At 59.4% G+C, this 26,958-nt stretch carries 24 protein-coding genes; 9 read left to right on the forward strand and 15 right to left on the reverse strand.

Annotation, left to right across the window (positions count from 1 at the left end; genetic code table 11):
* Positions 1 to 5 precede the first annotated feature (5 nt).
* On the reverse strand, positions 6 to 554 hold the full coding sequence (locus FHT76_RS32555; protein WP_183757554.1) for a cupin domain-containing protein: 549 nt from the start codon (positions 552 to 554) through the stop codon (positions 6 to 8).
* A gap of 143 nt (positions 555 to 697) precedes the next feature.
* Between FHT76_RS32555 and FHT76_RS32560 the strand changes: the two genes are divergently transcribed.
* Positions 698 to 2,032 (forward strand): aspartate aminotransferase family protein, encoded by a 1,335-nt coding sequence (locus FHT76_RS32560; RefSeq protein WP_183757555.1) that lies wholly within the window; start codon positions 698 to 700, stop codon positions 2,030 to 2,032.
* Between the two features lie 171 nt (positions 2,033 to 2,203).
* On the opposite strand, the gene FHT76_RS32565 is transcribed toward FHT76_RS32560, so the two are convergent.
* A complete protein-coding gene (locus FHT76_RS32565; RefSeq protein ID WP_183757556.1) occupies positions 2,204 to 2,668 on the reverse strand; it encodes an Lrp/AsnC family transcriptional regulator in 465 nt (154 codons plus the stop codon).
* Positions 2,669 to 2,798: 130 nt separating this feature from the next.
* Between FHT76_RS32565 and alr the strand changes: the two genes are divergently transcribed.
* Both alr and FHT76_RS32575 read left to right on the forward strand, forming a co-directional pair.
* Positions 2,799 to 3,923 (forward strand): alanine racemase, encoded by a 1,125-nt coding sequence (gene alr, locus FHT76_RS32570; RefSeq protein WP_183757557.1) that lies wholly within the window; start codon positions 2,799 to 2,801, stop codon positions 3,921 to 3,923.
* A 29-nt stretch (positions 3,924 to 3,952) separates the two neighbouring features.
* Positions 3,953 to 5,203 carry a D-amino acid dehydrogenase gene (locus tag FHT76_RS32575; protein WP_183863848.1) on the forward strand — a complete coding sequence of 417 codons (1,251 nt, stop codon included), beginning with the start codon at positions 3,953 to 3,955 and terminating at the stop codon, positions 5,201 to 5,203.
* Positions 5,204 to 5,704: 501 nt separating this feature from the next.
* On the opposite strand, the gene FHT76_RS32580 is transcribed toward FHT76_RS32575, so the two are convergent.
* From FHT76_RS32580 to FHT76_RS32590, 3 genes are all read right to left on the reverse strand, one after another.
* Positions 5,705 to 6,088, reverse strand: coding sequence for a VOC family protein (locus tag FHT76_RS32580; protein WP_183863847.1), 384 nt, complete (start codon positions 6,086 to 6,088; stop codon positions 5,705 to 5,707).
* Between the two features lie 305 nt (positions 6,089 to 6,393).
* The gene (locus tag FHT76_RS32585) at positions 6,394 to 6,759 is read right to left on the reverse strand and encodes a hypothetical protein (RefSeq protein WP_183863912.1); all 366 of its coding nucleotides are present in this window, start codon (positions 6,757 to 6,759) and stop codon (positions 6,394 to 6,396) included.
* Between the two features lie 3 nt (positions 6,760 to 6,762).
* A complete protein-coding gene (locus FHT76_RS32590; protein WP_183863846.1) occupies positions 6,763 to 8,748 on the reverse strand; it encodes an SUMF1/EgtB/PvdO family nonheme iron enzyme in 1,986 nt (661 codons plus the stop codon).
* 687 nt (positions 8,749 to 9,435) lie between these two features.
* Here FHT76_RS32590 and FHT76_RS32595 point away from each other — a divergent pair.
* The 3 genes from FHT76_RS32595 to FHT76_RS32605 are packed head-to-tail and all read left to right on the forward strand — an operon-like array spanning position 9,436 to position 12,648.
* A complete protein-coding gene (locus FHT76_RS32595) occupies positions 9,436 to 9,882 on the forward strand; it encodes a hypothetical protein (RefSeq protein ID WP_183863845.1) in 447 nt (148 codons plus the stop codon).
* Positions 9,883 to 9,892: 10 nt separating this feature from the next.
* A complete protein-coding gene (locus tag FHT76_RS32600; RefSeq protein WP_183863844.1) occupies positions 9,893 to 11,176 on the forward strand; it encodes a hypothetical protein in 1,284 nt (427 codons plus the stop codon).
* Positions 11,177 to 11,178: 2 nt separating this feature from the next.
* Positions 11,179 to 12,648, forward strand: a complete 1,470-nt coding sequence (locus FHT76_RS32605) for a Dyp-type peroxidase (protein WP_183863843.1) — start codon at positions 11,179 to 11,181, stop codon at positions 12,646 to 12,648.
* Positions 12,649 to 12,686: 38 nt separating this feature from the next.
* Here FHT76_RS32605 and FHT76_RS32610 read toward each other — a convergent pair whose 3' ends face one another.
* The 3 genes from FHT76_RS32610 to FHT76_RS32620 are packed head-to-tail and all read right to left on the reverse strand — an operon-like array spanning position 12,687 to position 18,197.
* On the reverse strand, positions 12,687 to 13,865 hold the full coding sequence (locus FHT76_RS32610) for a catalase family protein (protein ID WP_183757558.1): 1,179 nt from the start codon (positions 13,863 to 13,865) through the stop codon (positions 12,687 to 12,689).
* Positions 13,862 to 15,697 (reverse strand): GMC family oxidoreductase, encoded by a 1,836-nt coding sequence (locus FHT76_RS32615; RefSeq protein ID WP_183757559.1) that lies wholly within the window; start codon positions 15,695 to 15,697, stop codon positions 13,862 to 13,864. Before FHT76_RS32615 ends, FHT76_RS32610 begins: the two co-directional genes overlap by 4 nt.
* A 10-nt stretch (positions 15,698 to 15,707) precedes the next feature.
* Positions 15,708 to 18,197: a hypothetical protein gene (locus tag FHT76_RS32620; RefSeq protein ID WP_183757560.1), complete on the reverse strand. Its 2,490-nt coding sequence runs from the start codon at positions 18,195 to 18,197 to the stop codon at positions 15,708 to 15,710.
* 263 nt (positions 18,198 to 18,460) lie between these two features.
* On the opposite strand from FHT76_RS32620, the gene FHT76_RS32625 reads away from it, so the two are divergent.
* The 3 genes from FHT76_RS32625 (at position 18,461) to FHT76_RS32635 (ending at position 20,349) form a co-directional block, all read left to right on the forward strand.
* Entirely contained in the window at positions 18,461 to 19,147 is a 687-nt protein-coding gene (locus FHT76_RS32625; protein WP_183757561.1) for a dihydrofolate reductase family protein, read from the forward strand.
* Between the two features lie 121 nt (positions 19,148 to 19,268).
* Positions 19,269 to 19,424, forward strand: a complete 156-nt coding sequence (locus FHT76_RS32630) for a hypothetical protein (protein WP_183757562.1) — start codon at positions 19,269 to 19,271, stop codon at positions 19,422 to 19,424.
* A 91-nt stretch (positions 19,425 to 19,515) separates the two neighbouring features.
* The gene (locus tag FHT76_RS32635; RefSeq protein WP_183757563.1) at positions 19,516 to 20,349 is read left to right on the forward strand and encodes a cyclopropane-fatty-acyl-phospholipid synthase family protein; all 834 of its coding nucleotides are present in this window, start codon (positions 19,516 to 19,518) and stop codon (positions 20,347 to 20,349) included.
* Between the two features lie 283 nt (positions 20,350 to 20,632).
* Here FHT76_RS32635 and doeB read toward each other — a convergent pair whose 3' ends face one another.
* The 7 genes from doeB to ehuC are packed head-to-tail and all read right to left on the reverse strand — an operon-like array spanning position 20,633 to position 26,949.
* Positions 20,633 to 21,631, reverse strand: a complete 999-nt coding sequence (gene doeB, locus FHT76_RS32640; RefSeq protein ID WP_183757564.1) for a N(2)-acetyl-L-2,4-diaminobutanoate deacetylase DoeB — start codon at positions 21,629 to 21,631, stop codon at positions 20,633 to 20,635.
* A gap of 6 nt (positions 21,632 to 21,637) precedes the next feature.
* Positions 21,638 to 22,819, reverse strand: coding sequence for an ectoine hydrolase DoeA (gene doeA, locus FHT76_RS32645; RefSeq protein ID WP_183757565.1), 1,182 nt, complete (start codon positions 22,817 to 22,819; stop codon positions 21,638 to 21,640).
* Between the two features lie 32 nt (positions 22,820 to 22,851).
* The gene (eutC, locus tag FHT76_RS32650) at positions 22,852 to 23,844 is read right to left on the reverse strand and encodes an ectoine utilization protein EutC (RefSeq protein ID WP_183757566.1); all 993 of its coding nucleotides are present in this window, start codon (positions 23,842 to 23,844) and stop codon (positions 22,852 to 22,854) included.
* Positions 23,841 to 24,842, reverse strand: a complete 1,002-nt coding sequence (eutB, locus tag FHT76_RS32655) for a hydroxyectoine utilization dehydratase EutB (RefSeq protein WP_183757567.1) — start codon at positions 24,840 to 24,842, stop codon at positions 23,841 to 23,843. Before eutB ends, eutC begins: the two co-directional genes overlap by 4 nt.
* A gap of 4 nt (positions 24,843 to 24,846) precedes the next feature.
* Positions 24,847 to 25,626 carry an ectoine utilization protein EutA gene (gene eutA, locus FHT76_RS32660; protein WP_183757568.1) on the reverse strand — a complete coding sequence of 260 codons (780 nt, stop codon included), beginning with the start codon at positions 25,624 to 25,626 and terminating at the stop codon, positions 24,847 to 24,849.
* A 1-nt stretch (position 25,627) separates the two neighbouring features.
* Positions 25,628 to 26,287 carry an ectoine/hydroxyectoine ABC transporter permease subunit EhuD gene (gene ehuD, locus FHT76_RS32665; protein WP_183757569.1) on the reverse strand — a complete coding sequence of 220 codons (660 nt, stop codon included), beginning with the start codon at positions 26,285 to 26,287 and terminating at the stop codon, positions 25,628 to 25,630.
* Between the two features lie 2 nt (positions 26,288 to 26,289).
* Positions 26,290 to 26,949: an ectoine/hydroxyectoine ABC transporter permease subunit EhuC gene (gene ehuC / locus FHT76_RS32670; RefSeq protein WP_183757570.1), complete on the reverse strand. Its 660-nt coding sequence runs from the start codon at positions 26,947 to 26,949 to the stop codon at positions 26,290 to 26,292.
* Positions 26,950 to 26,958 lie beyond the last annotated feature (9 nt).

Raw genomic sequence — 26,958 nt, forward strand, 5'->3', positions numbered from 1 at the left:
TTCCCTCAAAAGGTCGGCGGTGTGCATGCGCTTATCACCTCGCAGGCGACGGGACCGACACATCGGAAACTGTGTGGCCTGCGACTTTCGAAATAATAGGCGTCACCGGGCCCCAGGATACGGCGCTCGTTATCCACGGTAACCTCAAGCCGGCCTGACAGCACGATTCCCCCCTCCTCCCCCTCATGAACCAGCGGGACCTTCCCGGTGCCGGCTCCCGGTTGATAGCATTCCTTCAGAATCTGCAGGCTGCGACCGAACAGGTTTTCTCCTACCTGGCGATAGGAGATCGCACCCTTGCCGATCTCCACCAGCTCCTCTGCGGCATAGAAAGCCTTCCGTGGCGCTTCGGGTTCAAAGGCAAAGAACTCGGCAAGGCCGATCGGGATACCGTCCAGAATCCGCTTCAATGCCCCGACGGAAGGATTTGTGGAGTTGGATTCGATAAGCGAAATCGTGGAATTCGTCACGCCTGCCCGCTTCGCAAGCTCGCGCTGGGAGAGGTTGTGTGCCGTCCGGACAAAGCGAAGTCTATTTCCGATATCGACAGACACGCAGTTCTCCTGTTTCAGGTGTTCTATATACCGAAACATGTCGACTACATCGATCGGAAAAACAAGGCGTTAAATTTTCCTAGAAAAGGACTTGTTGGAAAATAAAAAATTACGCAATCCAGGCTATCTCAACGGAGGCAGCAATGGATCACACCCCCAAGTCAAATCGCCCGGCGCTCGAAAATTTCTGGATGCCTTTCACGGCAAATCGCCAGTTCAAAGCGGCTCCGAGACTGTTGGCCGGCGCTGACGGCATGTATTACACGGATGTGGATGGCAACCGGGTTCTCGACGGCACCGCAGGCCTTTGGTGCTGCAACGCCGGACATGGCCGCAAGAAAATCACACAAGCCGTTGAACGCCAGCTTTCGACGCTCGATTTCGCTCCCACCTTCCAGATGGGTCATCCAATTGCATTCGATTTTGCAACGAAGCTCGCAGCGATCGCGCCGGGCGGACCGTCTGCGGGCCTTGATCGTTTGTTCTACACAGGTTCCGGTTCCGAATCCGTCGATACCGCGTTGAAAATTGCGATCGCCTATCAGCGTGCCATTGGACAAGGTACCCGGACCCGGGTGATCGGCCGTGAAAAGGGCTACCACGGAGTCGGCTTTGGCGGCATCTCCGTGGGAGGTCTCGTCAACAACCGCCGCGTTTTCCCGCAAATCCCCGCCGACCACATGCGGCACACACTCGACCTCGACCGCAATGCCTTCTCGAAGGGGCTTCCCGCTCATGGTGTTGAACTCGCCGACGATCTCGAACGCCTGGTTCAACTGCATGGTGCGGAAACGATCGCAGCGGTGATTGTTGAGCCAATGTCCGGCTCGGCGGGCGTAATCCTGCCACCAAAAGGCTATCTCGAACGTATTCGGGCCATCGCCGACAAATACGGCATACTTGTCATTTTCGATGAAGTTATCACTGGCTTCGGCCGGCTCGGAAAGCCATTTGCTACGGATTACTTCGGAGTCATTCCCGACCTCGTGACGACCGCCAAGGGCCTGACAAACGGTACCATCCCGATGGGTGCCGTGTTCGCCAGCCGCAAGGTCTATGACGGCCTGATGACGGGCCCGGAAAACGCAATCGAGCTCTTCCACGGTTATACCTATTCCGGCCACCCTGTTGCCTGCGCAGCTGGCATCGCCACACTGGAAATATACGAAGAGGAAGGGCTCCTCACCCGCGCTGCCGAACTCGCAGGCGAATGGGAAGACGCGCTGCATTCCCTAAAGGGTCTGTCGCACGTGATCGACATCCGAAACCTCGGCCTCGTCGGCGCGATCGAACTGGCTCCTCGAAACGGAGCCCCGGGAACACGCGCCTACGATGTTTTCGTTGACTGCTTCAACAAGGGCCTGCTGATCCGGGTAACAGGGGACATTATCGCCCTGTCACCACCGCTGATCGTCGAAAAGGAACAGATCGGCACCATTGTTTCGGTCATCGGCGATGCCTTGAAGCGTGCAGCCTGATGGAAGGGGACTCCCTTCTTGGGGCTGGCCCCCTTCCATAGTGCCTTGCGGTTCGTTCGTCTGAGAGGCAGCGGTACTGACCGTCCGGATCCGGACGGGCCCTGGACAATCCTGACGGGTCAGAACGCCAGAAGATCAGCCAAGAGCACACTCTCGGCCACTCCCCGTTTCCTACGCTCTGTGCTTCGGCCGCGCGCCGAGCACATCGCGTATCGAAAAACTCGAGTGAATTCGGAGAACGCCCGGCATTCTGGCGAGGATATCCTTGTGTATCCGCTCGAATTCGACGGCATTGGCGACATCGACCCGCAGGAGATAATCGGAGCCTCCCGTCATCAGGAAGCATTCCCTGATCTCAGGATGCTTGCGGACTGCGGCCTCGAACTTGTCGAGGTGGTCTTCTGTTTGCCGTTCCAACGTGATGTTTATGATGACCGCGATCGTTGCTTCGGCATTGCCCGTATCAACAAGAGCCGTATAGCCGCGGATGACACCAGAGCGTTCCATGATCTTGATGCGCCGCAGGCACGCGGACGGCGAAAGGCCGACCTCTTCAGCGAGCTTTGCATTGCTCATGCGCGCATCGACGCGCAGGAGCCTAAGAATGTTGCGGTCGATCGCATCAAGAGCGGCCATGGTGATTTCGTGCAAATGTTGATCGAAAATTCGATCTAGCCGAAAATATTGCAATCATCCAGCACAAAACGCTCTGCAATTTCATCGATTATTTCATAGTCTGCCCTTCAACAATGGGGACATTATGAACATGGGCGGGAATGATGCGCGCGTCGGATCAGCCTCTCTGCAGCATTCACAGAGCGGCTATCTTACCATCGACCTCGGTGCGCTGGGGCGAAATTATGATCAGTTGTCCTCTGTTGTGGCTCCGGCGAAGGCCGCAGCAGTCGTAAAGGCGAACGCCTACGGCCTCGGCGCGAGGCAGGTTGCGAACGCGCTTTACGAAAGAGGCTGCCGCAATTTCTTTGTCGCGCAGTTTCCTGAAGCTTTGCTCCTGCGGGAATTCATCGCCGAAGACGCTGACATTTTCGTGTTGAACGGCCTGCAGCCTGGAGATGAGGGCGCATGTGCCGAGGCCGATATCGTTCCCGTCATCAACAGCCTGGAGCAGTGGCATCAATGGTCGAGCGCAGCGCGCAGCGCAGCGCGCAGGCTGCCCGCGGTTCTGCAATTCGACACCGGAATGTCGCGGCTTGGGCTGCCTCCCTACGAACAAGCTCAACTCGCGGGCCTGATCGGCGTCTCCGAGATCGATGTCCGCTTCATCATGAGCCACCTGGCCTGCGCGGACGATCTCGGCTCCTTGCAAAACGCTGATCAATTGCTTGAGATGCAGCGGCTGTCCGACGATTTCCTCGGCCACGACGTGTCCTTCGCCAATTCAGGCGGTGCCTTTCTCGGCCGCTCCTACCACGGCGCGCTCGCACGGCCTGGCATCGCTCTTTACGGCGGCGCGCCGTCTGCTGGTACGAAGAACCCGATGGAGCCGGTTGTCAGTCTCGACGTTGCGGTCGTCCAGACACGCGTCGTGCCATCCGGCACCAAAGTGGGCTATGGTGGCGCCTTCGTTGCAGGCCGCGAAATGCGGTTGGCCACAATAGGAGCGGGTTATGCGGACGGGCTTCCACGCAGTCTCAGCGACCGCGGAGCGGTTTACTACAATGGCATCCGCCTTCCGATCGTCGGTCGGGTTTCGATGGACAGCATCACCATCGATATCTCCGCCCTGCCTGCAACGTCGATAACCCACGGCACGCTCGTCGAGGTCCTCGGCCCCAATCAATCTCTGGAAGACCTGGCGCGGGATGCCGGCACCATTTCCTACGAGATCCTCACCGGTCTCGGAACCCGCTATCACAGGCAATATCGCTGACCCGCGGGGTCTGCAGTTTTGGAACGATCATGAAAGTCATTGTACTCGGAGCCGGCATCGTCGGCGTTACGTCTGCCTATCAGCTCGCCAAGAGCGGCCATGAGGTCACGGTCGTTGACCGGCAACAGGGACCAGCGCTTGAAACCAGCTTTGCCAATGCTGGTGAGGTGTCCTTCGGCTATTGTTCCCCCTGGGCCGCACCCGGTATTCCGATGAAGGCGATGAAATGGCTCTTCATGGAGCACGCACCGCTCATTCTTCGACCCAAGGTGGACGGGGCAATGCTCTCCTGGCTCGTGAAGATGCTGTCGAATTGTACGTCCAGGCGTTACGCCATCAACAAGAGCCGCATGCTTCGGCTCGCTGACTACTCTCGCATTTCCATCGCGGAACTACGGGCAGAGACTGGGATTACCTATGACGAACGCATGCAGGGTACATTGCAGCTCTTCCGCACGCAGGCCCAACTCGATGCATCGGGCAAGGATGTCAAGGCGCTTGCAGCCGATGGCATTCCCTATGAGGTTCTAGACCGCGACGCCTGCACGCGGGTCGAACCCGCGCTCAAGCATGTGCGCGAAAAGATCGTTGGCGGGCTTCTGACGCCAAAGGATGAGACAGGTGACTGCTATAAGTTCTCTGGCGCGCTTACCATGAAAGCGAAAGACCTCGGCGTGAACTTCCTCTGGGACACGACGATCAAATCGTTGGATGTTGAGGGCGATCGGGTGCGCGGTGTGCTTACCAGCAGCGGTTGGCTGGCTGCCGATGCCGTCGTCGTCGCCATGGGCAGCTTCTCCCCACTCCTGCTGAAGCGACACGGGATAAAGCTGCCCGTCTATCCGGTAAAAGGCTACTCCCTTACGATTCCGATCACTGATGCCACACGTGCCCCGGAATCCACGGTCATGGACGAGACCTACAAGATTGCCATCACCCGCCTCGGCGATAGGATTCGCGTCGGCGGCATGGCAGAGATTTCCGGCTACACCAACGATCTTGGACAGGCCCGTCGTCTTACTCTGGAACATTCCGTCATGGACCTCTTCCCGGGCGGAGACGCGCACAACGGTTCATTCTGGTCTGGCCTCCGGCCGATGACACCAGATGGTACGCCAGTGATTGGTGCGACCAAGATCGCCGGACTCTTCCTGAATACCGGTCACGGCACACTGGGATGGACGATGAGCAGTGGTTCAGCGCGCGTGATCGCGGACCTGGTCTCGGGCCGCAAGCCAGATATCGACGCTACCGACCTGGCGATAAGCAGGTACCACTGACGCAACGGGAGAGAGTTCACGTCCTGAAGAGCGGAGAGGACCCCAGTCGCATATGTTCCCCTGCGGCAAAGGCGCATGGCGAAAAATTGCCGCGCATCGATCAGCCGTGGAAGATCATGTCCATCGGAATGCGCGATTGGGCGCATCGGTCATAATCCGTGCACGTTGGTATAAGTTATCGTGCCACATGCATGGCACAGCACCAATCGCCAGTTCCCTTTCGGGATGGGTATCGATGTCACCAAGGTGGTCAGCGATGCGGTGGCCATGCGGTCAAGAGCCCCGCGCCATCCCCTCCGCACGCGCCTTACCTGACCGACGTGCCGCAGAAACTGACGGCGGCATTGCGCTCCTGACGATGAACCAAAACCGTCGAGGCCAATGAAAGCCACGCAGTCCGCTGTTGGCCCGTTGCTTTGGAGAGAAATACCGAGGTGGGTCATAGAGAGAAGCTGGTCTTTCCAATCAAACCTCTTGGACCGAAGATAGTCGCGCTTTCGTCTAGTTGCCCGATGGCTGAAACAACTCCACAGGATTGCCCGCGGGGTCGTCGACAAGGATCTGCTTGCCTCCAATTCCGGTAACGATTTCGTTGCGAAATCTGGCGCCCGCGGCACGCAAGCGTTCGACCTCGTCTTCAATGTTCGCAACTTCTAGCTGAATGCGGTTCCATCCGCCGGGTGCTGGCCTGCGTCCGTCCGGCATTGGCTGAGACGCTCCGCCTGGCCCCGTCGTTCCATTCAAGAGAAGGCGAAGATCCCCCTTTTTCAGCATCGCGAAGCTGGGAGCTGGATGCATGCCGAGTGCAAACCCGAGTGCATCCTTATAGAAGGCAATCGCCGCATCGACGTCTTCGACAATATAGCGAACGCTGACGGTAGACATATCAAATCCTCCTTCAGGTGACGCCAAGCGTGGTGACAGGGGATCCTTCGACACGACCGTTGCGACTTTATTCCAGGCCGCAACTGGAAAGAAGACCGCCATCACCGTCGTCACCCAGCGATGCTCGATACTCGCGCTATTCTTTTCACCGCGCAAGACGCCCGGCCGTCAAGCCCACTCGCTTCAATCCGACTGATGCTCGATCGGATGATTCATGTCGAAGCCGGTCGTGGTCAGACATTACGCACGGCACGTCGCAGAATGGTTGTGGCGCCGACAGAGGAAAGGGAAATCGGGGCGAACAGCTACGAACCGGAATTCGGCTTCGCTGGTGCAGCGCTGCCATTGTTCCGTTTGAACGTCATCTTTATGGCCCCACGCCCGCCGCCGGTAGCACCGCTTCCCAGCAGGCTGACTTTTCCCTCGGCTGTTATTTCGACCGAGAGCTCGACTTCGTCGAGTGTGACTGCAGGCGTCGCCCGATCGAACACGTATTCGACAACTTCGACCAGATTGGAAAATTGCTCGCGCAGCGCGTCTGCGCTGACCGCGACCAGCTTCATTCCCGTACTCGCGATGGACGCGCCGAAGCCGCCGCCAATGTCATCCCCGCTCCTGGCGCCGACCTGAATAGGAACGGTTTCAGTTTTGATGAATATTTCCTTGTCCATCAATCAATCTCCCTCAAGTTCACAAACCACACGCAAGCCCACTCGCCCCTCCCAGCCACTCGTCGTCTCCGCCATCCGATCGCGTGAAGCAGAGCGACAAAGGGCCGGATTGTGGGACCAGGCCCCTCCCCTGAGCACCCGCAGGTCGGTGCCTCCGCTCCGGAACGGTCCTCCGTCATCGGGCAGCCGATCAAGGTCCGGTGCCCAGTTGTCGAGGCAATGTTCCCACACGTTGCCGTGCATCTGGAAAAGACCGAACGCGTTTGGCGGATAGGTGCGGACCGGCGTCGTCTTGCCCAGGAAACCACCTGTCGGTCCATCTCCATAACCACCATCCGGATATTTCACGCCGTCATAATCGAGGCTCGATACGTCGCGTGTGAAGCTCGAGCCGCATACCGCGCCGCCCGTGCCACAATAGTTGGCGAGCGTGTCGGTCAGGGTGGGGCCAAAATGAAACGCCGTCGTTGAACCCGCGCGACAGGCATATTCCCACTCGGCTTCCGTCGGGAGCCTGTATAGCCGTCCGGTGATAGCGCTTAGCCGCGAGCAGAACTCGGTCGCATCCTGCCAGCTTACGGTTTCCACCGGAAGATCGTCACCTTTGAAGGAGGACGGATCGGACGATATCGGCCACTCGACCGTTTCGGAATGAAGGTCCTGGACGGCAAGCCATTGTTGCTGGCTGACAGTCGTTCTGCTGATCGCAAACGGCCTGACACGCATCGGCGAAGCCCGTAGTCTTTCCGAAACCTTGTTGGGAAACTCCCCGATTGCGGATCCCATCGGGAAATCTCCGCCTGGCAGAAGGCTTAGCTCCATGCTGGCGTTGTGACCGATCGGCTCGACAAAATAGCTGATCTTGCGGCGTGCAATTGGTTGCGGATTCCCGCGCGAATCCACGGTCTCAACTGTCACGAACTCTGTCTGTCTTTCGAAAGGTTTAGGGCGCCGGCCTCCGATCGCCTCCCATGCTCGCCAGCCACCGATGCCTCCGGCAACGACCAGGCCACCGCCTGCGATGGTGAGCACTTGCCGGCGCGTGATCGATTGCCACCATTGTTTTTTCTCACCGCGCTCCCTGAGGTCTTCGCCAACCCGCTTGATTCCAGCCCGAGCGTCCATATCGGCCGGATCGACCGCCAGGATTCGCCACCACAGCTGCTCTGCCAAGAGAAAGTCGTCGTTTGCCTCGGCCTGAAAGGCGTCGAGCTTCAATGCTTCAATGTCTTCAGCGCGTGCAGCCGCCGGCAGGAGAATGAAGTTCCGTTTCGACAATGGTTCGGCGAAGGTGCATGGGGTCTGGACTGGCTTTCCGTGCAGTCGGCAGATCTCCGGCACTCGTGTCTGGAGGTAATTGTCCAGCCGTTCGACCGTCGCACAGCTGCTCTTGCCCTGTAGCTGAAGCGCTTCGAGCAGGCCATACGTAAAGGCGCCGTGCGCTAGTTCTTCGATCTCGTAGGAAAATTCTGCCGCCGAACAGGAACTCAAGGTCACAGTGCCCTTGAGCTTTTCGAGGCCAGCTCCCTCGCCGTCACGCGAGCCTTCGTTGCGGCACGCATCGAGAAGCAGGATAACGTTTTCCGCGCCGCTTCTGCGCAACCGTTCGACGACGTACCTGACGGGTATTGCGGTCTCCTCGACATTTCCCGGATCAACGTCCAGGGGAAGCAGGTAGTCCTGCTCTCGTACCCGCTTGCCATGACCAGCAAAGAAAAACCAGATGTTGTCGCTCGGCTGCAGAAAACGCTCTTCGAAGCGGACCCGAAGGAACCGCCTCAAATTGATGAACGTCGGGCTCGACTGCAACGGCTGGCCAAAGTCCGCGGTGATCGGCGGTGCGTCCTCGGCAAAGGAATAGACACCTTTGAACCCAGCCGCCTTCCTGAAGAAGTCGGCAATGGCCTCAGCGTCCTGCCTCGCATACGCCAGAGGCTTGATGTTGTCATAACGGTTGATGCCTACGCAGATTGCCCAATTCTCACTCATGTCCATCGACACAGTTTGCGTGGCATTGGCGATCCTCAGTTCATGGGACTGGAATTGTCGCCGCCCATTGGCGACGACGAACCACCCATCGGCGAATTTCCGCTGTCTGGCGAACTTGTTGATGAACTTCCTGACGACGTCGACGAGGATGACTGACTACGGTTTCTGCTGTCATTGCTGTTGCGGTTGCCCTCAAAGCCACGCGGCTCATTCGTTCTGCAGAACGTTCCGTTGAAAAAGGCGATCAACGTATTCTTGCATTTGATGGTCACGATTGGCGGGCGCTCGTCAGCCGTCCCATCGCCGACGCTTTGGCCTGGGACCTGGGCGCCAAGACCAGCAACAATGACCAGACTTGCAACCATTGATGTGCTTACGCTCGACAACATAGCCCCCATCCGCAGATCTATCTTAGCTTAGTCTAATATATCAAAAGGTGGTAGTACATAATTGTCGACCTAACCTGGTCGTGTACCAGACATCAGCAAAGGCCGTCAGACTGCAGCGTCAATGAGGGCAACGCCACAACGGCACTCCGGGCCGGACAGCTTTACATTTTGCACACGATGCCTCGAAGCTGCTGATATGTAGCGGCGATTTATGCTATCTTAGATTTACCTCCAGTCCTTCGCGATCTTTCCAGACTTTCATTCCGGGATAACAGGGGAAACAAGGAGCTTGTCGACCATGCCATCAGTTGCAGATGCCTACACAGTTCCTCGGCTGCTCGAGATGACACAGGCCGAACTCGACACTCTCTTCAGTGAAAGCGAGCCCGGGCCAATCCCGGACGGCGAAGGAGCCGGGACGGCGATCGTTGCTGCAGGCTCATCGTTTACGCCCGAGATCGCGAGTTTCATCAACCTGTTTGCCTGGCAGGGAAAGATTTTCGATGCCAAGTCGGGCTTGTTACGCAACCGGATTCTGCCCTTCGGACTAAGTGCGATCATTGCAAAGGTCTATGTGGCGCCGAGCTGGCTTGATGAGAAGGACTGCATCGTTCTCGACTATTCGGAGACATCGCTCCTTGCGCACTGGATTCGTGACGAGATTCGCTTGATCGGACCCAACCTCTATCTGGGAAAGGTTTATTGGGGAAAGGACCGCCTAATCGATTTCGCCTTGCAGTTTTGAGGTCGCCGAGATGCCTGTCTCGTCCACCTTCATGTTCGTTTCGCAGCTTGATCCACATCGCCGGGAGGCACTTGAGCTGCTTCTGGCGACGATGACGTCCGAGCCAGGACTAGCAGATCCGAACAATTCCGAGCTTCCGTTCGCGCGGCTGCCAGGCCTTCATTTCGCTCGGATCGTCATCCTTGACGACAATACGGCTGCCGACAACGCGTCCTACGGCGTTTCGACAAACCCGGCCGCTCCAAAGATCGCCTTTCTTGGCGACATCGACGGCAAGAGGGAAGACTTCGTCAAGGACCTCGTGGGGATTGCGGGACCGGGCCTTTCGAGGATCTTCGCCCATTGCCTAGACTTTAACCCGGCTGTTCCGCTTGACGCCTGGCTTACTGCGCACAATATCGAGCCTGTCGTCAACTACAGCAACTGGCCAGGCCGTACCGTCCGCCAGGTCCACGATGAAGCTGCGCTCCGGGCCGCCCTGATAAGCTACCTGCCGCAGGAACGCCCGCTGGCGGCATCTCCTTTGGATCTTCACCGGCGTCTGCGGGACAGGGTGATGAACGAGGGGCCGAAGCCGCCCGCCCCGCAGTCAATATCGCTCGAGGAACGATTACGCGACGCACTCGACCTCGTCACTAACATTGTCCTGCTTGTGCTGCTTTCGCCCCTCCTGCTGATCGTTGCGCCTTTCTTTCTGCTCATTTTGCGGCGTCGGGAAACAACGGATGCGAGCGTGCTGGCGCGACCATCCGACGAGCATCTGAAATCGCTCGTTGTCCGCGAGGACTTCGAGGTGACCAACCAGTTCAGTGCCTACGGTACGGTCAAGCCAGGCCGGTTTCGGTTGTGGACCCTGATCTTCGTGTTCTGGGTGCTTGGTGTCACGACACGCCATCTCTACACCAGGGGAAGGCTCGCGCGTGTCGGCTCCATCCACTTCGCGCGCTGGGTCTTTCTCGATGACCACAAGCACCTGTTTTTTGGCAGCAACTATGACGGCAGCCTGGAGGCCTACATGGACGACTTCGTCAACAAGGCTGCTTTTGGACTGAATCTCGTCTTCAGCAATGGGATTGGTTACCCGAGGACGCGCTACCTCATCCTCGATGGAGCCAAGGACGAGCAGGCGTTCAAGTATTACATTCGACGTCATCAGCTGCCGACCGCGATCTGGTACAAGGCATACCCCGGCCTGACGACCGCTGATATCGCCCGCAACGCCCGCGTCAGGCAGGGTCTTGACACCACAAGGATGAGCGACGCGCTCGCCCGGCAATGGCTGGCGGAGCTTTGACTATGGGACCCCGTTCGCCAGTCACCACCGGAAAGGTCGAACTCGAAGATGTTCAGGGGATCGTCCGGTCGGGATACGGCACGCTCCCCGAGGCGGTGTTCCTAATCCTGACGATTGCCGACCCGGCATCCGCCAAGGCATGGCTTGCCAGCGCGCCGGTTACGAATGCCGCGTTCCAAAAACAAATTCCAAGCGCGCTGCATGTCGCGTTGACGTCCGGTGGCCTTCGCCGCATCGGTCTTTCGGAAGAAGCGCTTGCATCGTTTCCAGCCGAGTTCAAATCGGGAATGAGTGGTGATGAAAGCCGGACCCGCAGGCTCGGCGATCTTGGGCCAAGCGCACCGCAAAGCTGGACCTGGGGCGGTCCGGAGAACGCCCCCGTCGACGTCGTGGCGATGCTTTACGCAGAAGCCGGCGCACTTGTCGATTGGCGTCGACTGGTCGAAACGCCGTCCTTTTTTGCAGGCTTTCACCTGGTGCGGGAGCTGCGGACCGGCCTCATGGATGGGCGCGAACCTTTCGGCTTTGCCGACGGATTGAGCCAGCCTTCCATCGACTGGATCCGTGATACGCGATCGCAGGAGAATGACGAGTATCATTATCGCGACCGGATCGCCGCGGGTGAAATGGTGCTGGGATACACCAACGAATACGGGCTGGTGACCGACCGGCCGTTCGTGCCGGAGCAAGCCGATCCACATGGCGTGCTCCGGGCGTTTGTCGGTGACGACAGGCGTGACCTGGGCGCAAACGGGTCCTACCTGGTGATCCGGCAGCTGGAACAGGACGTCACAGGTTTCTGGCAATTCCTGGAAAGCGTTGGCGGTTCGCGCCAGGCGGCCGAGCAGCTTGCCGAAAAAATGGTCGGGCGAGCAAGATCCGGTACGCCCCTTGCCGCCGTTGAAAGCAAGGCCTCGACCGTCCATGAACCATCCAACGACTTCGATTTCGATGGTGATCCGGATGGGATCACCTGTCCCCTCGGCGCACACATTCGTCGCGCCAATCCGCGCAACGCCGACATCCCCGGCGGTACGCAAAGTCGGCTGTCCGGCCTGCTTCGTCAGCTGGGGCTTCCCAGGCCGCTTCCACGAACAGACGTGATAGCATCAGCACGCTTCCACCGCATTCTCAGGCGGGGGCGCAAATATGACCCGTCGCAGGAGACCGGCGACATGTCGGGCGGCCTCTACTTCGTCTGCCTCAACGCCAATATTGCGCGGCAGTTCGAATTCATCCAGAATGCATGGCTGGAGAGTTCGAAGTTCGGTGGGCTTTCCAGCGAGTCCGATCCGATTGTCGGCAGCCGTGTGCCTCTGCTGGATGGATCGCGCACCGACAGTTTCACCTGCCAAACCAACGGCGCGCCGAACCGGATAGAGAGCCTCCCGAGTTTTGTCACCGTGCGCGGCGGAGCCTATTTCTTCCTGCCCGGACTGAGGGCGCTCCAATATCTGGCTGCATTGCCCTGAGAATACCTATTTGCATCGGTTGCCCGAGGTAGACACACTCAAATGAATGTCTCGGAGCCGGTCGGTTCGACATGCGGCACAGCATTCATCGTCTGACGCAGGGTCGACAGTTCCTGGTAGATGCGCTTGCGCGCACGATTCTGGTTTCCGAGCGGCCTGTGCTCGGCCAGCGCATGCCAGGGGTTGAACGAAAGTCGATCGGCAAAAGCAAGCTGGGCGGGACTGTCGAAAACCTGGCGCTCAAGGACAAGCGCTGCCGCCGGTATTGGCGGCGAAAGGCTTTGCGACCAGATGATCGAGGCGTCCTCGATCGGCATCGACGACGGATCCGTCTGCACCTGGATGCGGAATTCAAAACTGGCCGGCCCCTCATTCAGCGTCGCAGCCATGGCCTCGCGAAGGTAATTGTCAGGCGGTCGCCCAGGCAGGTTCGGAACGCGCGTCCGGCTGGTACGGACAGGGTGGATCGAGTAGCGCATTGCCTGACCGGCGCCCAGAAGATACGGAACACAGCTCCAGTATTCAGTCTCGAGAGGGCTCGTCTGCGTTCTCGCCCAAAGTCCCTGCATGACTGCGTCGAGAAGATGTGGATCGCCTGGATTGACAAAATAAAACAGCGGCAGACCGCGATTGATCCACGTCTGCAGCTTGGCATTTTCAACCACGTTCGGGGTGGTGAAGGTTGGCGTGCTGATGCCGGTAAAGTCCTGGGTGAATTGTTCGTCGTCAAGACATTTCGCTCCATCGACCCCCATCAGCTTGATGCCGAAGCTCAGCACACCGACATCGTCAATATCAGGAGGCAGGCCCGGACCGGGCCCGGCAAAACGGACCCAGGCCGGAAACTCCCGCGGCGCGCTGAAAACCCCCTGGCGCATCGCATCAGGCAGATCAGGCCGGACGATGAAGCGACCGCGAACGACACCGTGGGTCTTGGTGTTGCCTGCGCGCTGGTAACCGCCCGGGCGATAGTGCGTGGACATATATGCCGACATTTCCTTTATGATCTTCTCGACGCATTCGTCCTCCCCGGCAAGGGTCTTTTCCATCGCCGGCATTGACGGTGCGCGCCCGCGCGTAGCCCTCAACCAGGCCTGGGCCAGTCCTGCGATGGGTGGACGCAGCAGCCTGTCCACGGGTGGGCGAATGAAAGGATCAATTCTCCGTTCGAGGTTGAGAAGCCGTACCAGGCCATCGTGCAATTGCTTCCACGTCAATGCCTTGCCTCCATCCGGTGACTTGCATCCTCCCGGATCATTTCGGCTGCCTTCTCGCCCACCATGCACACGGCGCTCGCAATGAAGAAGCCAGGAATACGCGGAAATACCGATGCATCGGCCACATAAAGGCCCTTCGTGCCGTGCACGCCAAGTCGTCGATCGACAACACCGCCCTGTTCCCTCGTTCCAATCGGACATGTGCAGGACGCGTGGTGACCCCAGGCATTGGCGCGCACATGCTGGATGAGCTGCTCATCGCTCTGCAATTCCTCTCCTGGCGTCTCCTCGGCCACGACCAGCCCGAATGCCTTCAGCAGGCGTGAAAGCCTGCGGGCAAAGCGAATGCCGGCAACGACCGCCGTCAAGTCAGAGGCAGCGTTGCCGCTGCCCTCCTCGAAATAGCGGAAGTCTACAAGGGGCGTATCGCGGGGATCAGAGGATCGCAGTGTCACCAGACCGGCGCGGTTCTCCGTGTGAGCTTTCAGGACGGCCCAGGTCAGGACATTGTGCCTGCGCGCGACGAGTTCGGAATAGCCGGGAAAATAGCCTCGGAAATCGCCAAGAAGTGCCATCGCAAAGAGGTCCGGAAGCTTCCTGTCCGGAGTGGAGCGGCGCACGACCGCCATCGCGGCACCATTGGAGGTATACATGCCGCTACGCTTTTTGAGCCATTCGCCATACAAGGGATCGCCGCGCTTGAAGCGCGCTCGCTCGAGGGCCTTCCACGGCCACCGTATCCGATTGACGACGCCGATCTCGTAGCGATCCTGCAGGTTCCGTCCGACGCCTTGAAGGTCGACGCGCACGGGAATGCCGTGCTCCCTCAGATGCTCGGCCGGACCGACGCCAGACAGCATGAGCAGCTGCGGCGTGTTGAACGCTCCGCCGGCAAGGATCACGCCAAGACGGGCATGCGCCTCGTGATGGTCACCCGCATCAGTGCACGGCACCGGACCCGCGCGGTAGAGTCCACGTCCCTTGAGGAATGAAACGCCTGTAGCCCGATTGTCGACATCGAACAGAACCTGTGACACGAGGGCATTCGTTTCAATGCGCAAGCGGGATGGATGATCACTTGCCACCTTGAGCAAGCGCTCGCGTGTTCCGACCCGCCTGTGGCCGGCGGTCGAAAGCGGCGTATAGAAAAGCCCCTCAGTTCCGCGCCTCACCATGGATCGGTCGTTAGCATCCGCTCGCCCGCCCAACAGGGCGCGCAATGCTGCCAGGGGTCGCTTGCTGATGGCGATCGCGGCCACCGCCGACGTGAACAAAGTCACCCTGAGGAGGCCGTCCATCACAGCCTGCAAGGGCAGTGCCCGCTCCGTCTGCAGCCAACCGTCCCAGCCGTGACCGGTCTTTGCAATTCCGATTTGCGACAGGGCCCGCCAGATTGGCCGGTGACGGCAATTCTCGATCATCCCGAAGTAGCGCTGCATGGCGTTTGCCGACCAGGTCTCGTCCCCGGTCAAGGCTGCAATCCCGTCCCAGTCCGCGTCGTGCGGCTGAATGAAGATCATCGCGTTGTGAGCCGTACATCCGCCAATCGCGCTCGCGCGGGGATAGAGCACGTCTTCTGCATCCGAAGAGTGTCTGACCCGAAAATTCCAGGCGATCGCCGGGTTCTCAGAGGCGAACGGATGGAATGCGGGAACATCGTATTCATCCGCAAGCCTGTCGCCTCCGGCAGAGCGTGGATCCTCTCCAGCCTCAAGAACGAGAACGCGGCATCCGGCCTCCGCAAGGCGCGCGGCAACCGTTCCGCCGCCGGCACCCGCTCCGACGACAATATAGTCGAACTCCTCGCCACCCATGCTGCTCGCGGCTTCCATCTCAAACCCATCAAAAGGTCTTCAGGAATTCGATGAGGGCGCGCTTGTCGTCGTCGCTGAGCGGTGGCTCGCTACCAAACGCCTTCTCGTCATCACTGAGCCCGTCGACGTCGTTGAAGGCCGCTGTTCCGAAATAGTGGCCCCTGTTGACCTCGAAATCGGTACACTTGTCGAGCGCCAGCATCGCAGGCCCATGTTCGGCGAAATGACGACGCAGTTCCTCGTCACTGGCGTTGTCAGGCACCGAGGCAAGCGAGGCTTTGAGCCCGTGCAACAATCCGACAAGGCGCGCGGTATGGTCGACGGCCTGGACTGGATCGTGCGTCTCTGCCAACGGCCGAATATTGGCGATAAGATTGACAGGCACGCCCTGGGGAATGGGTCCGATGGTGATGTCTCCGCCTTGCGTCACCAGCCATGGCAGCCAACGATGGAGAGTGCCTTGGAGCGGTCGCAGGATCTCCGGCACAAAACCCTGCGGCAAAGTTATGAGACTGCGTGCGGTCGTACGGTCGATCCTGTAGACCCCGTCCTTTCCAAGCACAGTGTCCTTCACCCGTCTTTCAGGCCATAGCATCTGCTCGATCGAAGCCTGGAAAACCTTCATGCGGGCATCGACCGAAGGACTTTCATCGAATGGTCCGACGGTATTGTTGAGGAGATACGGACCGGTCGACCACAGGCTGACCAGCGAAGGAACACGGGTATAACCGCGTCCTCCGTCGGGCATTGCAAAGGGTCGGCGCTGACCTTGAAACGGATCTCGTACGGTGATTGTCCCGACCGATGGCAAGTGCTTGTAGGACTGTGACGAAAAGTTGTCCCATATATTGCCGGCAATCGCGTTTGTCGCCAGCGGGCTGCAGGCGTTGGTCCTTAGCAGCGTCACCGGGATGCGCAGTTCGTTCGACAGGAAATTGTCGTCGAGGAAGTCAGGCTGAAGCACAATCTGGGTCATCTGCTGCTTGTAATCCGCAGTCTTCGTCCAACCCCAATAGGACTTAAAGCAGTCGATGTAGCCTGGACCATTGCATTGAGCCAGATTGAGACCCGCGGGCAATGGCGGCATCTTGCTCGAATGGCAGCGGGCACACGTGGTCGCGAAAACCGACCTCCCGCGCATGAGGACAGCTTGGTCATTGCTGAGGTAGGCAGCGCCCCCGGGGGCATCCTTCAGAAGATCCGGCCGAGTTGCCTTCAGGAAGAAGAGCGCAGTGGCAGGTGTCATCATCTCCGTGGCCTGCCAGTAGCTCGACTGCTTCTGGGCATCTGCGATCTTGATTGGCGAAATAGGCTTGCCGCCGACCACTGCATTGAAGTGCAGAAGCCATTCCTCACTGAAGAGGCCGATGTTGAGATAAACGCGATTGAGTGCTCCAAGCGCTCCCACTGCGTCCGATCCATCCTTCAGCACACGCGGGGTGAACACTGTGTCGGGCGCGACAAAGGACTGTATCAAGGGTCCCTCATGCAGGTAGTCCTTGAACTGCTTGTTATCCTGTTCGCCCCCGGCAATCGTTTCCTTCCCGAGTTGCTGTGCCAGCGCCAGGCGGTTTGATACGTTGTAGATCGCATTCATGGTGCGTGGATTGTTGATATAGTCTGTGGACACTAGGGACGTATCCATCGCCCCGGGGCGGTAGGTATGGACCAGCTGGAACATGAAGTTCGACTTGTCGGCCGAGTAGATGAACAGCCTGTCGACCCACATGTACTGGGCACCAACCGTCGAGCTCAGGTCCGCCCATTGCGGATGTTCTGGATCTGCCGGAGGGTGAACCGGGCTTGGCCCGATATGGCAGAAGCCGCAGGACATGCCGACCCGATACGGACGCACGAGGTTCTTGTCGTTATAGTAGGTGGGGTCGTTGTAATAACGATTTCCGTCCCATCGCTCCGCTGCGGCCTTGTCGAATTCGGGATTGGGAAACAGTCGCAGGCCAACGATGCCGGACGGCTCTCCATAGAACGAACCAAGTGGGACGGTGTTTCCGCGCGCGCCGATCGCAACACCCGGATACTTCTCGGCGTTGGCGAACGGATCGGGCGGACAATCGGATCGGCGCACATCGAGCCGCAGCCCGTATTTCGGATCTGGCGCCGTGGCCTTGTCGAAACATGGTTCGTTCAGGAGGCCAAGAACCTTCCATCGCGTGTCGCGATCAGAGCTGACGATCTTGAGGAGATCGAAGCTTCCGAAGGTGGCCTTGGTCATGCCATCCCAGAAGCGGTCGTTGCCACCGGACCAGACGATCCAGGCATTACGCCCTTTGATCTCGTCTCCTGTCAGGGCAACGCCACGGTCCATGTCATGAAAATAATCCTCATCCGCAGCTGGGAACGAAGCCGCATTGCGACCGGCAGCCTTCGCCTCGTCGGCAACATTGCCGGAGCGAAACGGCGGATACCACCAGTCATGGATGACCGGATAGAAAATGAGCGCGACCGACAGGAGAACGATGACACCCACGCCAACAAGGATGCGAAAAAGCCACTTCACGTCACGCCCCCCGGTATCAGGCGCGTGGTGTAGGGTCTACCCCCTTAATGCGCCCGCGCTTTCATCTGCTTCATTCCGGTCCGCATTCGCATCGACTTCTCTCCAATGTAACGAAGTTCGCCATGAAGTAGAAGAAAATTTATCGCGACACTTGAAGAACCCCCCATGCCAGCGTGCGCCACCGCCCCAGGTCCCTCAGGCGACTGCCCTCGTCCCGCTCGTTCGACTGGCACTCGCTCCTGGCTTTCGCTCGTGCTTTGGGCATGTTGACCTCGCCGGACGGGAGCCTTCATCCAAGCCGCTGGACGAAGAGCCCCGATGGAAGCAAGGCTGATTGGTCGTCTCTCTATGAGAAGGTTCAGAAGGAACTCGGCGGAAACGCCTGGATGGTTGGGCGCGTAACGATGGCCGAAATCTCGAAAGCGACGGCTCATCCCCCAGCCGTCCCAGCAAGCGCCAGGCGGCCCACACATTTTGCCAGGCCGGATGCAGAAAGCTTCGCAATCGCGCTCGACCCTTCCGGAAAATTGCATTTTGCCGCCGGCGAACTCTACGGCGACCATGTCGTCGTGCTGCTCGGCTCCGACGTATCGGATAGTCACCTGGCGGAACTGGCCGCTTACGGTGTTTCCTATGTCGTTTCCGATGGACCTGATATTGATGTGGGCGAAATGCTCGATGTGCTCGGTGAAGAACTTGGTGTTGACCGCATCGTTCTTGAAGGCGGGGCGCGGATCAACGGTTCGCTGATGACGTCGGGTCTTGTCGATGAACTGAGCTTGATCGTCGCCCCGGCACTGGAATCAAGGCGGGGAAGCGACAGGGTCATCGAGTTTGGCGAGGAAGGTCTGGCGGGTAAGGTCGAGCTGTCGCTGATTGAATGCACTCCCCTCGGGAACGGTGCGCTTCATCTTCGCTATGCGGTTCTGAAGCAGAGCGGCGCAACCTAGTCGATCAGCGAGCCATTGGGTCAATTCAGGCAAGCGCCCCTGTTGCCTTGATAGAGGAAGCCTGACAATTGTCGGGCTCCCGTCGGTCCGGCATGATAGAGACAGCGAGATCCCCTCAACATTGGCAAGCCAGTTCCCGCATCGCGTCGCGCGCCACGTGAAAGCTGCCAGCAGCGTCAGCGATATCGTGAAGGCCTCCGTACCGGAAGAACTGGAATCCTACGGCGTGCGTGCAGCAACCGGTAGGGGACTGACCGCGACACGCGAACCGCGCTGAGGGACGCGACAATCGACCGGATTGACCTCACCCAGTCTGCCGGCTGTATATTAGCTGCATTGAATGTTGTCATGACGCATTCGGGGCTGCCATGAGCGAACAGGACGCCAGTCAGACAAGCGATGGAAGCGGATTCTATGGTCCGCAATATTCCCGTACAGACGGCCACCTTGCAGCGGAAATACGCCGGGAGGTCTTCGGCGACGACATCGGCCAGGAGAGTTGGCGGTCCAGCGCCGAGCAACACGAAATTGGCAATTTCCTGGCCCTTAATGGTGAAAGCCGTGTGCTCGATGTTGCATGTGGTGCCGGCGGTCCATCCTTGGCGCTTGTCGAGCATTTGACCTGCAGCCTGGTCGGACTCGACCTCGAAGCCGAAGGCGTCGCGCACGGCAACGCGCTTGCCCAGCAGCGTGGCCTCGCCGACCGGGTTACCTTTGCGGTATGTGATTGCAGCGCCAAGCTGCCGTTCGAAGACAGCAGCTTTGACGCTATTCTCTGCATCGACGCGCTCTGTCATCTGCCGAACCGTTTTGAGGCGATCTCCGATTGGGCCCGCCTGCTTTGCGCCGCCGGACGCCTTGTCTTTACCGACCCGTTCGTGGTTACCGGTGCGCTTTCCAAGGGTGATGTCGACGGGCGTTCGGCATTGGGGGCAAACCTTTTCTTCGTTCCGCCGGGGCTGAACGAGGAGGCGATAGCCGCAGCCGGATTAAACCTCCTCAACAGGCTCGATCGCGCCGATGCAGTCGCAGTGATCGGCTCCCGCTGGCATGACGCTCGACATCGCCGGGCCGATGTTCTCCGCCGCGAAGAAGGCGACGCGTTTTTCGAGCGACGCCAGTTGATGCTGGCGACAGCTGCAAGGCTCGCCAAGGACAAGCGCCTGTCGCGCTTCCTTTACGTCGCCGAAAAGCCGCTATGACGTTCCGGAAGGAACGCAAATTCCGGCGAATGACGACAGCAACAAAATGCACGCCGGCCGCCACCGATGCGCTAAAGCTTCATATTTGCGCCGGAGGCACCGCGCCAGCATATGGCTTGCAGTGCCAGGCAATGGCCTTCATGCGGTCGGCGATGCATGGCGCGTCTGCCGCCAGCATGTCATCATGGGCGCACTGGTCGTGTACCATTGCCAGATTGTCATCAGGCGTTCGCGGCCATTGCGACCGTGCCCGGTCAAGCCTCGCACGAGATCAGGCTCCGGCCTACTGCGCGATAACCGCCGCGCAGTCTCCCTGCTTGATCAAGCCTGGAAAATGGCGAGCGGCGAGAATGCCATCCATCTTTGCCACCAGCCCAACCGGCGGCTCGCCTGTCCTTCCGACAGGATGAATCTTGACGACGACGTCGCCTTTCCTGACGCGCTCACCGAGGTCAACGGAGAACTCGGCAAGGCCCGCGCTCTCGCTGAAAATGAAACAGTCGCTATCCGGCATATCGAGCCATTGTGTCGGTTTATGATCAATTTCGCCGCTCACGACGCCCGCCCGTTTGAGCACGTTCATGACGCCGCGCTTGGCGATCGCTGCGCTCAGCGCCGTTGCCGTACCGCCACCCCCGAGCTCGGTCGTAACGAAGATCTTGCCCATCTCCTCGGCCGCAGTGTCGTACATGCCGACCGCGTCGATCTCCAGCATCTTCATCGAGTATGGAGCGCCGAAAGCTTCCACGAATTCGAAGCCCTTCCTCTCCTGATCCTTGTCCTGAAGGATGTGGGCAGCGCAGAACGGCAGAAAGTCAAGCGTCTTCCCGCCGGAGTGAAAGTCAAGAACGATGTCGGCAAGCGGCAAGAGCGTGCGCTGGAAGTAATCGGCAATCTTTTGCGTAACCGTGCCGTCCGGTCTGCCCGGAAAGCTGCGGTTCATGTTGCCCTTGTCGATTGGAGATGTCCTCGTTTCGGCGGCAAACGCCGGATAGTTCATCGCCGGAACGATTATGACGCGACCGCTGACGACCTCAGCCTGCAAAGTCCTTGCGAGATCGAAGAGCGCAATCGGCCCTTCGTATTCATCACCGTGATTGCCGCCCGTCAGAAGAACCGTCGGCCCTTCCCCGTTCTTTATGACGGAAATCGGAATCATGACCGACCCCCATGCCGAGTCATCGCGACTGTAGGGCAGCCTGAGGAAGCCGTGCTGGATGCCCGCGGCATTGAAATCGACCGTCGCGCTGATCGACGACGGACGCAAATTCGTCTCACTCATCGCCGATCAATCCTTGACCATCAACTTGCGCGGAACATTGGCGAGGCACTCCACACCACTATCGGTGATCAGGATGCTTTCCGTCGTCTCGAAACCCATGTCCTCGAGCCACAGGCCGGTCATGAAATGGAACGTCATGCCGGGCTTCAGCTCGGTGCGGTCGCCGGGACGAAGGCTCATCGTGCGCTCGCCCCAATCCGGCGGATAGGACAGACCGATCGGGTAACCAGTGCGGTTATCCTTGACAATGCCGTACTTCTTCAGAACCGCGAAGAAAGCGTTGGCAATGTCCTCGCAGGTGTTACCAGGCCTGGCGACCGAAAGACCGGCTTCCATTCCCTCAAGCGTTGCCTTCTCGGCGTCGATGAAGGCCTGCGTTGGCTTGCCGAGGAAGACCGTGCGAGAGAGCGGCAGGTGGTAGCGATTGTAGCAGCCGGCAATCTCGAAGAAGGTGCCCTCGCCACTCTTCATGGGCCGGTCGTCCCAGGTGAGATGCGGGGCCGAGGCTTCGACGCCTGAGGGCAGCAGCGGCACGATCGCCGGATAGTCCCCGCCAATACCATCGACACCACGCGTGCCGGCATCGTAGATCTCGGCGACCAGATCGCACTTGCGCATCCCGACCTCGATCTTGTCGAAGATGCGCGCATGCATGGCTTCGACAATGCGGGCGGCATTGCGCATGTACTTGATCTCGGTCGGGCTCTTGACCGCTCGCTGCCAGTTGACGAGTGCCGTGGCATCCACAAAGCGGGCGTTTGGGAGATGCTTTTGCAATGAGGCAAATGCAGCTGCCGAGAACCAGTAGTTATCCATCTCGACGCCGATCGAAAGCTTTGCGAAGCCACGATCAGCGAGGATGCCCGAGAGGTAATCCATCGGATGTCGCTCGGTCGATTGCACGTAGTGGTCAGGATAACCGATGATGTTCTCATGGCTGAGATAGGCGGTCAGCTTGGCGCCGTTGGCATCTTGTCCGCGGCCGAACCAGATTGGCTCGCCTGACGGCGGAACAATCACGGCCTGATGGACGTAAAAGGACCACCCGTCGTAACCCGTCAGCCAGGCCATGTTCGAGGGGTCGCTGACAATCAGCAGCTCGACGCCCTTTGCTTCCATTGCCTTGCGGGTCTTTTCCAGCCGAAGGCTGTATTCGTCGCGCGAAAATTTAAGATTCGGTTCACTCATGCTCGTCCCTCCTTGTCCGGTGCAGCACCGGATCAGCTTTCGAATGTCATGCCGGCCCGGGCGGCTGCAGCCCGCGAAAAGGCGAGCGTGGCGATGGCGGTATCCTGGATCCCGGTCCCGGTCAGGTCTGCAATGGTGATGCCTGAAGCGTCGGTCCGACCGGCCACCCGACCGGCAATAATCTGTCCGAGCTCCGGGAATTCGGCATACTCGCCGACCAGACCGATCGAGATTGCGTGATGCAACTCTCCAAGCCGACGGGTCTGCTTCAGGCTGTCGGCAACATAGGGTGACGCCATCGCAATCGCCGCAGGTTCGACTTCGTTCTTATGTTCGGCATCCGACCCCATGGCCGTCAGATGCTGGCCCCGCTCTAGCCATTCAGACTGGATGATCGGCCGTTGCGCAGGAGTGGTCGTCACGATAATGTCGGCGCCGCGAACCGCGGTCCTCGCATCGACGATCGCCTCGACCCCAATTCCGAGCTTTGCCGAACACTCGGCCGCAACCGCCTGTGCCTTTTCGTGATCGCGCGCCCAGATGCGCGCATTGGTGATGGGGCGGACGAGCGTCAGCGCCTCGAGCTGCAGTTTTGCCTGCATGCCGGCACCAAAGATGGCCGCGACCGTTGAATCCTCGCGCGACAGATGTCGCGCCGCCACTGCGCCCGCAGCAGCCGTTCTCACATCCGTCAGATACCCATTATCGAGCAGCAGAGCTTGTACGAGCCCCGTCCGGCTCGAAAGCAACACCATCATTCCGTTCGTGCTCGCCAGGCCGATCTTTGGATTGTCAAAAAATCCCGGGCTGATCTTGATCGCGAAGCCGTCGACACCAGGGACATAAGCCGTCTTCACATCGACCTCGCCCCGATGCTCGGGAATATCGAGCCTCAGGATCGGTGGCATCGACACGGCCTTCGTGGCAAGCGCCCTGAACGCGTCCTCGACGCAACCGACGGCCTCCAGGTCCAGACTGATGATCTTTCTGAGATCAGCTTCGCTAAGAATCACCATCGAGCTCATGCGGCGCACCTCCCCGAAAGAGCCGTTGCACCGTTGATCACGCGGCGATGCAGGTCCATGTCAACGTTCCTGCCAGAGAGAATGACGACGATCGGCCCGGATGGAGTGATCTTGCCCGCCAGGAGAGCGGCGATCCCGACAGCGCCGGCGCCCTCCACTATCTCGCGCTCAGCATCGTAGGCGTGAAGCATGCCCTTTGCGATTTCGCTCTCGGACAGCAGAACGACATCGTCGAGCAGATCGCGGCACATGGCAAAGGTCAGCCGGTTCGTAAGGCCTATGCCGCCGCCAAGCGAGTCCGCAAAGCTCTCTTCCTCGATAACCTCGACGGGCCTGCCGGCATCGATGCTTGCCTTCATGGCAGCGCCGTGCTCCATCGAAATTCCGACAAGACGGATCGCCGAATTGATGGTCTTCAACGCAGCAGCCACTCCCGATGCAAGGCCGCCACCCGACAGCGGCACGAGAACGGTGTCCACATCCGGGCAGTCCTTGAAAATTTCCAGGCCGAGCGAGGCTTGACCGGCGATCACGCGCTCGTCGTCGAACGGAGGGATCCCGACGAGCCCCTCTTCGGCGACCAGTCGGTCGACCTCACATTGGGCGTCGTCCTGCGAGTTACCGACGATGCATATCGTCGCGCCGAGGCGGCGGATCTCCGTGATCTTGTTTTCCGGTACGAGCCGCGACATGCATATGGTCGTGGCAGTTCCTGCTGCTCTGGCGGCATGGGCAAGGGCTCGCCCGTGATTTCCCGTCGACGCGGCAACGATCCCACGCGCTCGTTCCTCTGCGGTCAGCGACAGGACGGCGTTGGTTGCCCCCCTGAGCTTGAAGCTACCGGTCGTCTGGTGGTGCTCGAGCTTCAACTTCACAGGGCAGCCGGTGATCTTGCTCAAGGCATTCGATGAGACGAGCGGCGTGTTGCGCACGTGCGGAGCGATACGTTCCGATGCGCGCATGATATCCTGAAAACTGACCGTGGACGCAGCGGGCATGGCATCAGTTTCCCGGAACCGGAAGCGTCATCAGACTGGCGAAGCCTCGATCGGCCCTCTTGTCGCCGCACAGACTGAGGCACGCCCATGCCGTTGCAAGATTACTGCTGACTACCGGCTTTCCGACTTTCTTCTCAATGCTGCCGGCGACCCCGGCGGCGCGAAGGGCCGTGCAGGAAATGAACAGGGCATCAGACCCCGGCGCCATCGCTTCAACAGCGAACGCTTCAATCTCGTCCGGTGCAATGCGTGCCATTTCCCTGTCGTCGGAGAAACCGAGGCACGTAAACCTGTCGATCTCGAAGCCGAGGCCTGTGAAATACTCCGCCATGGGAACGGCTGTCTCGGCGACGTAGGGCGTCAGGATCGAGATCCTTCGAGCACCGAATGCCTTCAACGCACGCACCGAGGCTGCCGTCGGCGTCACGACCGGAACGTCGGGCTTTGCGGCATTGATCGCCTTTTCGATCTCGCCGTCACCGATCACCACGGACGCGGACGTACAGGAATACATGATGGCGTCGAGCGGCTCTCCAGGCAGGATAAGGCCAGCACCTGCCGTCAGGGCCGGCTGCATCTTCAGGAGATTTTCTGGCGTCGTCGGATTGGCATAGTGGATACGGCTCACGTAAATGCCAATGCGATCACTGGCGACCATGCGCTGGAAGTCGACTTCCGTGGTATGGTCGGTTGCCAGGATGATGAGCCCGATCCGCTTTGCAAGCGGCCGATCGTCGAGACGCGGACGGCGGGTTGCCATGGTGATGTCGTTGTTCGTCGTCATATCAGTCGTCCATCCGGGCATAGCGTTCCTCGAGCCAGCGCAAGCCGATCACGGAAATGAGGCTGATCACGAGGAAGAAGACGCCGACGAGTGTCATCGGTTCGATATAGCGGTAGTTGCTATTGGCAATACTCTTTGCTTGGTTCATCAACTCGAGGACGGTAATGGCCGACAGCAACGGCGTTTCCTTGAACATTGCTATGAAATAGTTGGCGAGCGCCGGGATCATCGGAGGGATCGCCTGCGGCAGGATCACATGGATCCAGGTCTGGCGTTCGGTGAGATTGGCCGCCTTGGCAGCTTCCCACTGTCCCCGCGGCACATTCTCGATACCGGCGCGATAAACTTCCGCAGTATAGGTGGCATAGTGCAGCCCAATGCCGATCACGCCGGCAACCAGCGGCGCAAGGCGGATCCCTATGTCCGGAAGAACATAGAAGATGAAATAGAGCTGCACGAGCAGCGGTGTGCCCCGAATGAATTCCGAGAAGAAGCCCACACCGCGCGACAGAGCCGTGATCTTGGACCGGCGAGCAAGCGCGATTGCAAGGCCGAGGACCCCCGCCACGATTGCGCCGAGCACCGTCGCAAGAATTGTGATCCTGAAGCCTTCGAGGAGGGTCGGCATGATCTGCCAGACAAAGTCCCAATCCCATTCCATTGCTAGGCCCTCACGCCATCAAGACCGCGCGTCATGCGGTGTTCGAGCCACCGCATGACTGCTGAGATCGCGAGCGCCATGAGGAAGTAGAGAACCAGAATGGTTGCAAACGGGATCAGCGTGCTGCCGGTCTGGGCCCGTACGACCTGCGCCTGGAAGGTCATGTCGGTCAGCGAAATCAGCGAAACGACAGCAGTTCCCTTGAGAAGCTCGATGGCATTGTTACAAAATGTCGGTAGCATCAATGGCAGTGCCTGCGGCAGGATGATGTAGCGCATGCGCTGGAAACGGGAGAGGTTGAGCGCGATGCAGGCCTCTGTCTGCTCGCGTCCGATTGCCTTGACTGCACCGCGAACGACTTCGGCACCATATGCCCCGACATTGAGCCCAAGCGCCAGGACGCCCGCCTGCAGTGGCGTCAGTGTGACGCCGGCAAAGGGCAGGACGAAGTACACCCAGAAAAGCTGCACGAAGATCGACGTTCCACGGAAAAATTCGATGTAGGCCGTGGCTAGCGCCCGTACGGCAAAAAACCGTGACAGTCGCGCCAGTCCCGCGATGAACGCCACGACCAGGGCCAGCGCTGATCCCATGAAGGTGAGTTCGACCGTCACCACAGCGCCTTGAAGTATCAATGAGAGGTAGCCGGACCATACCGACATCAAGTCGCA

The organism is Rhizobium sp. BK176 (assembly GCF_024808055.1).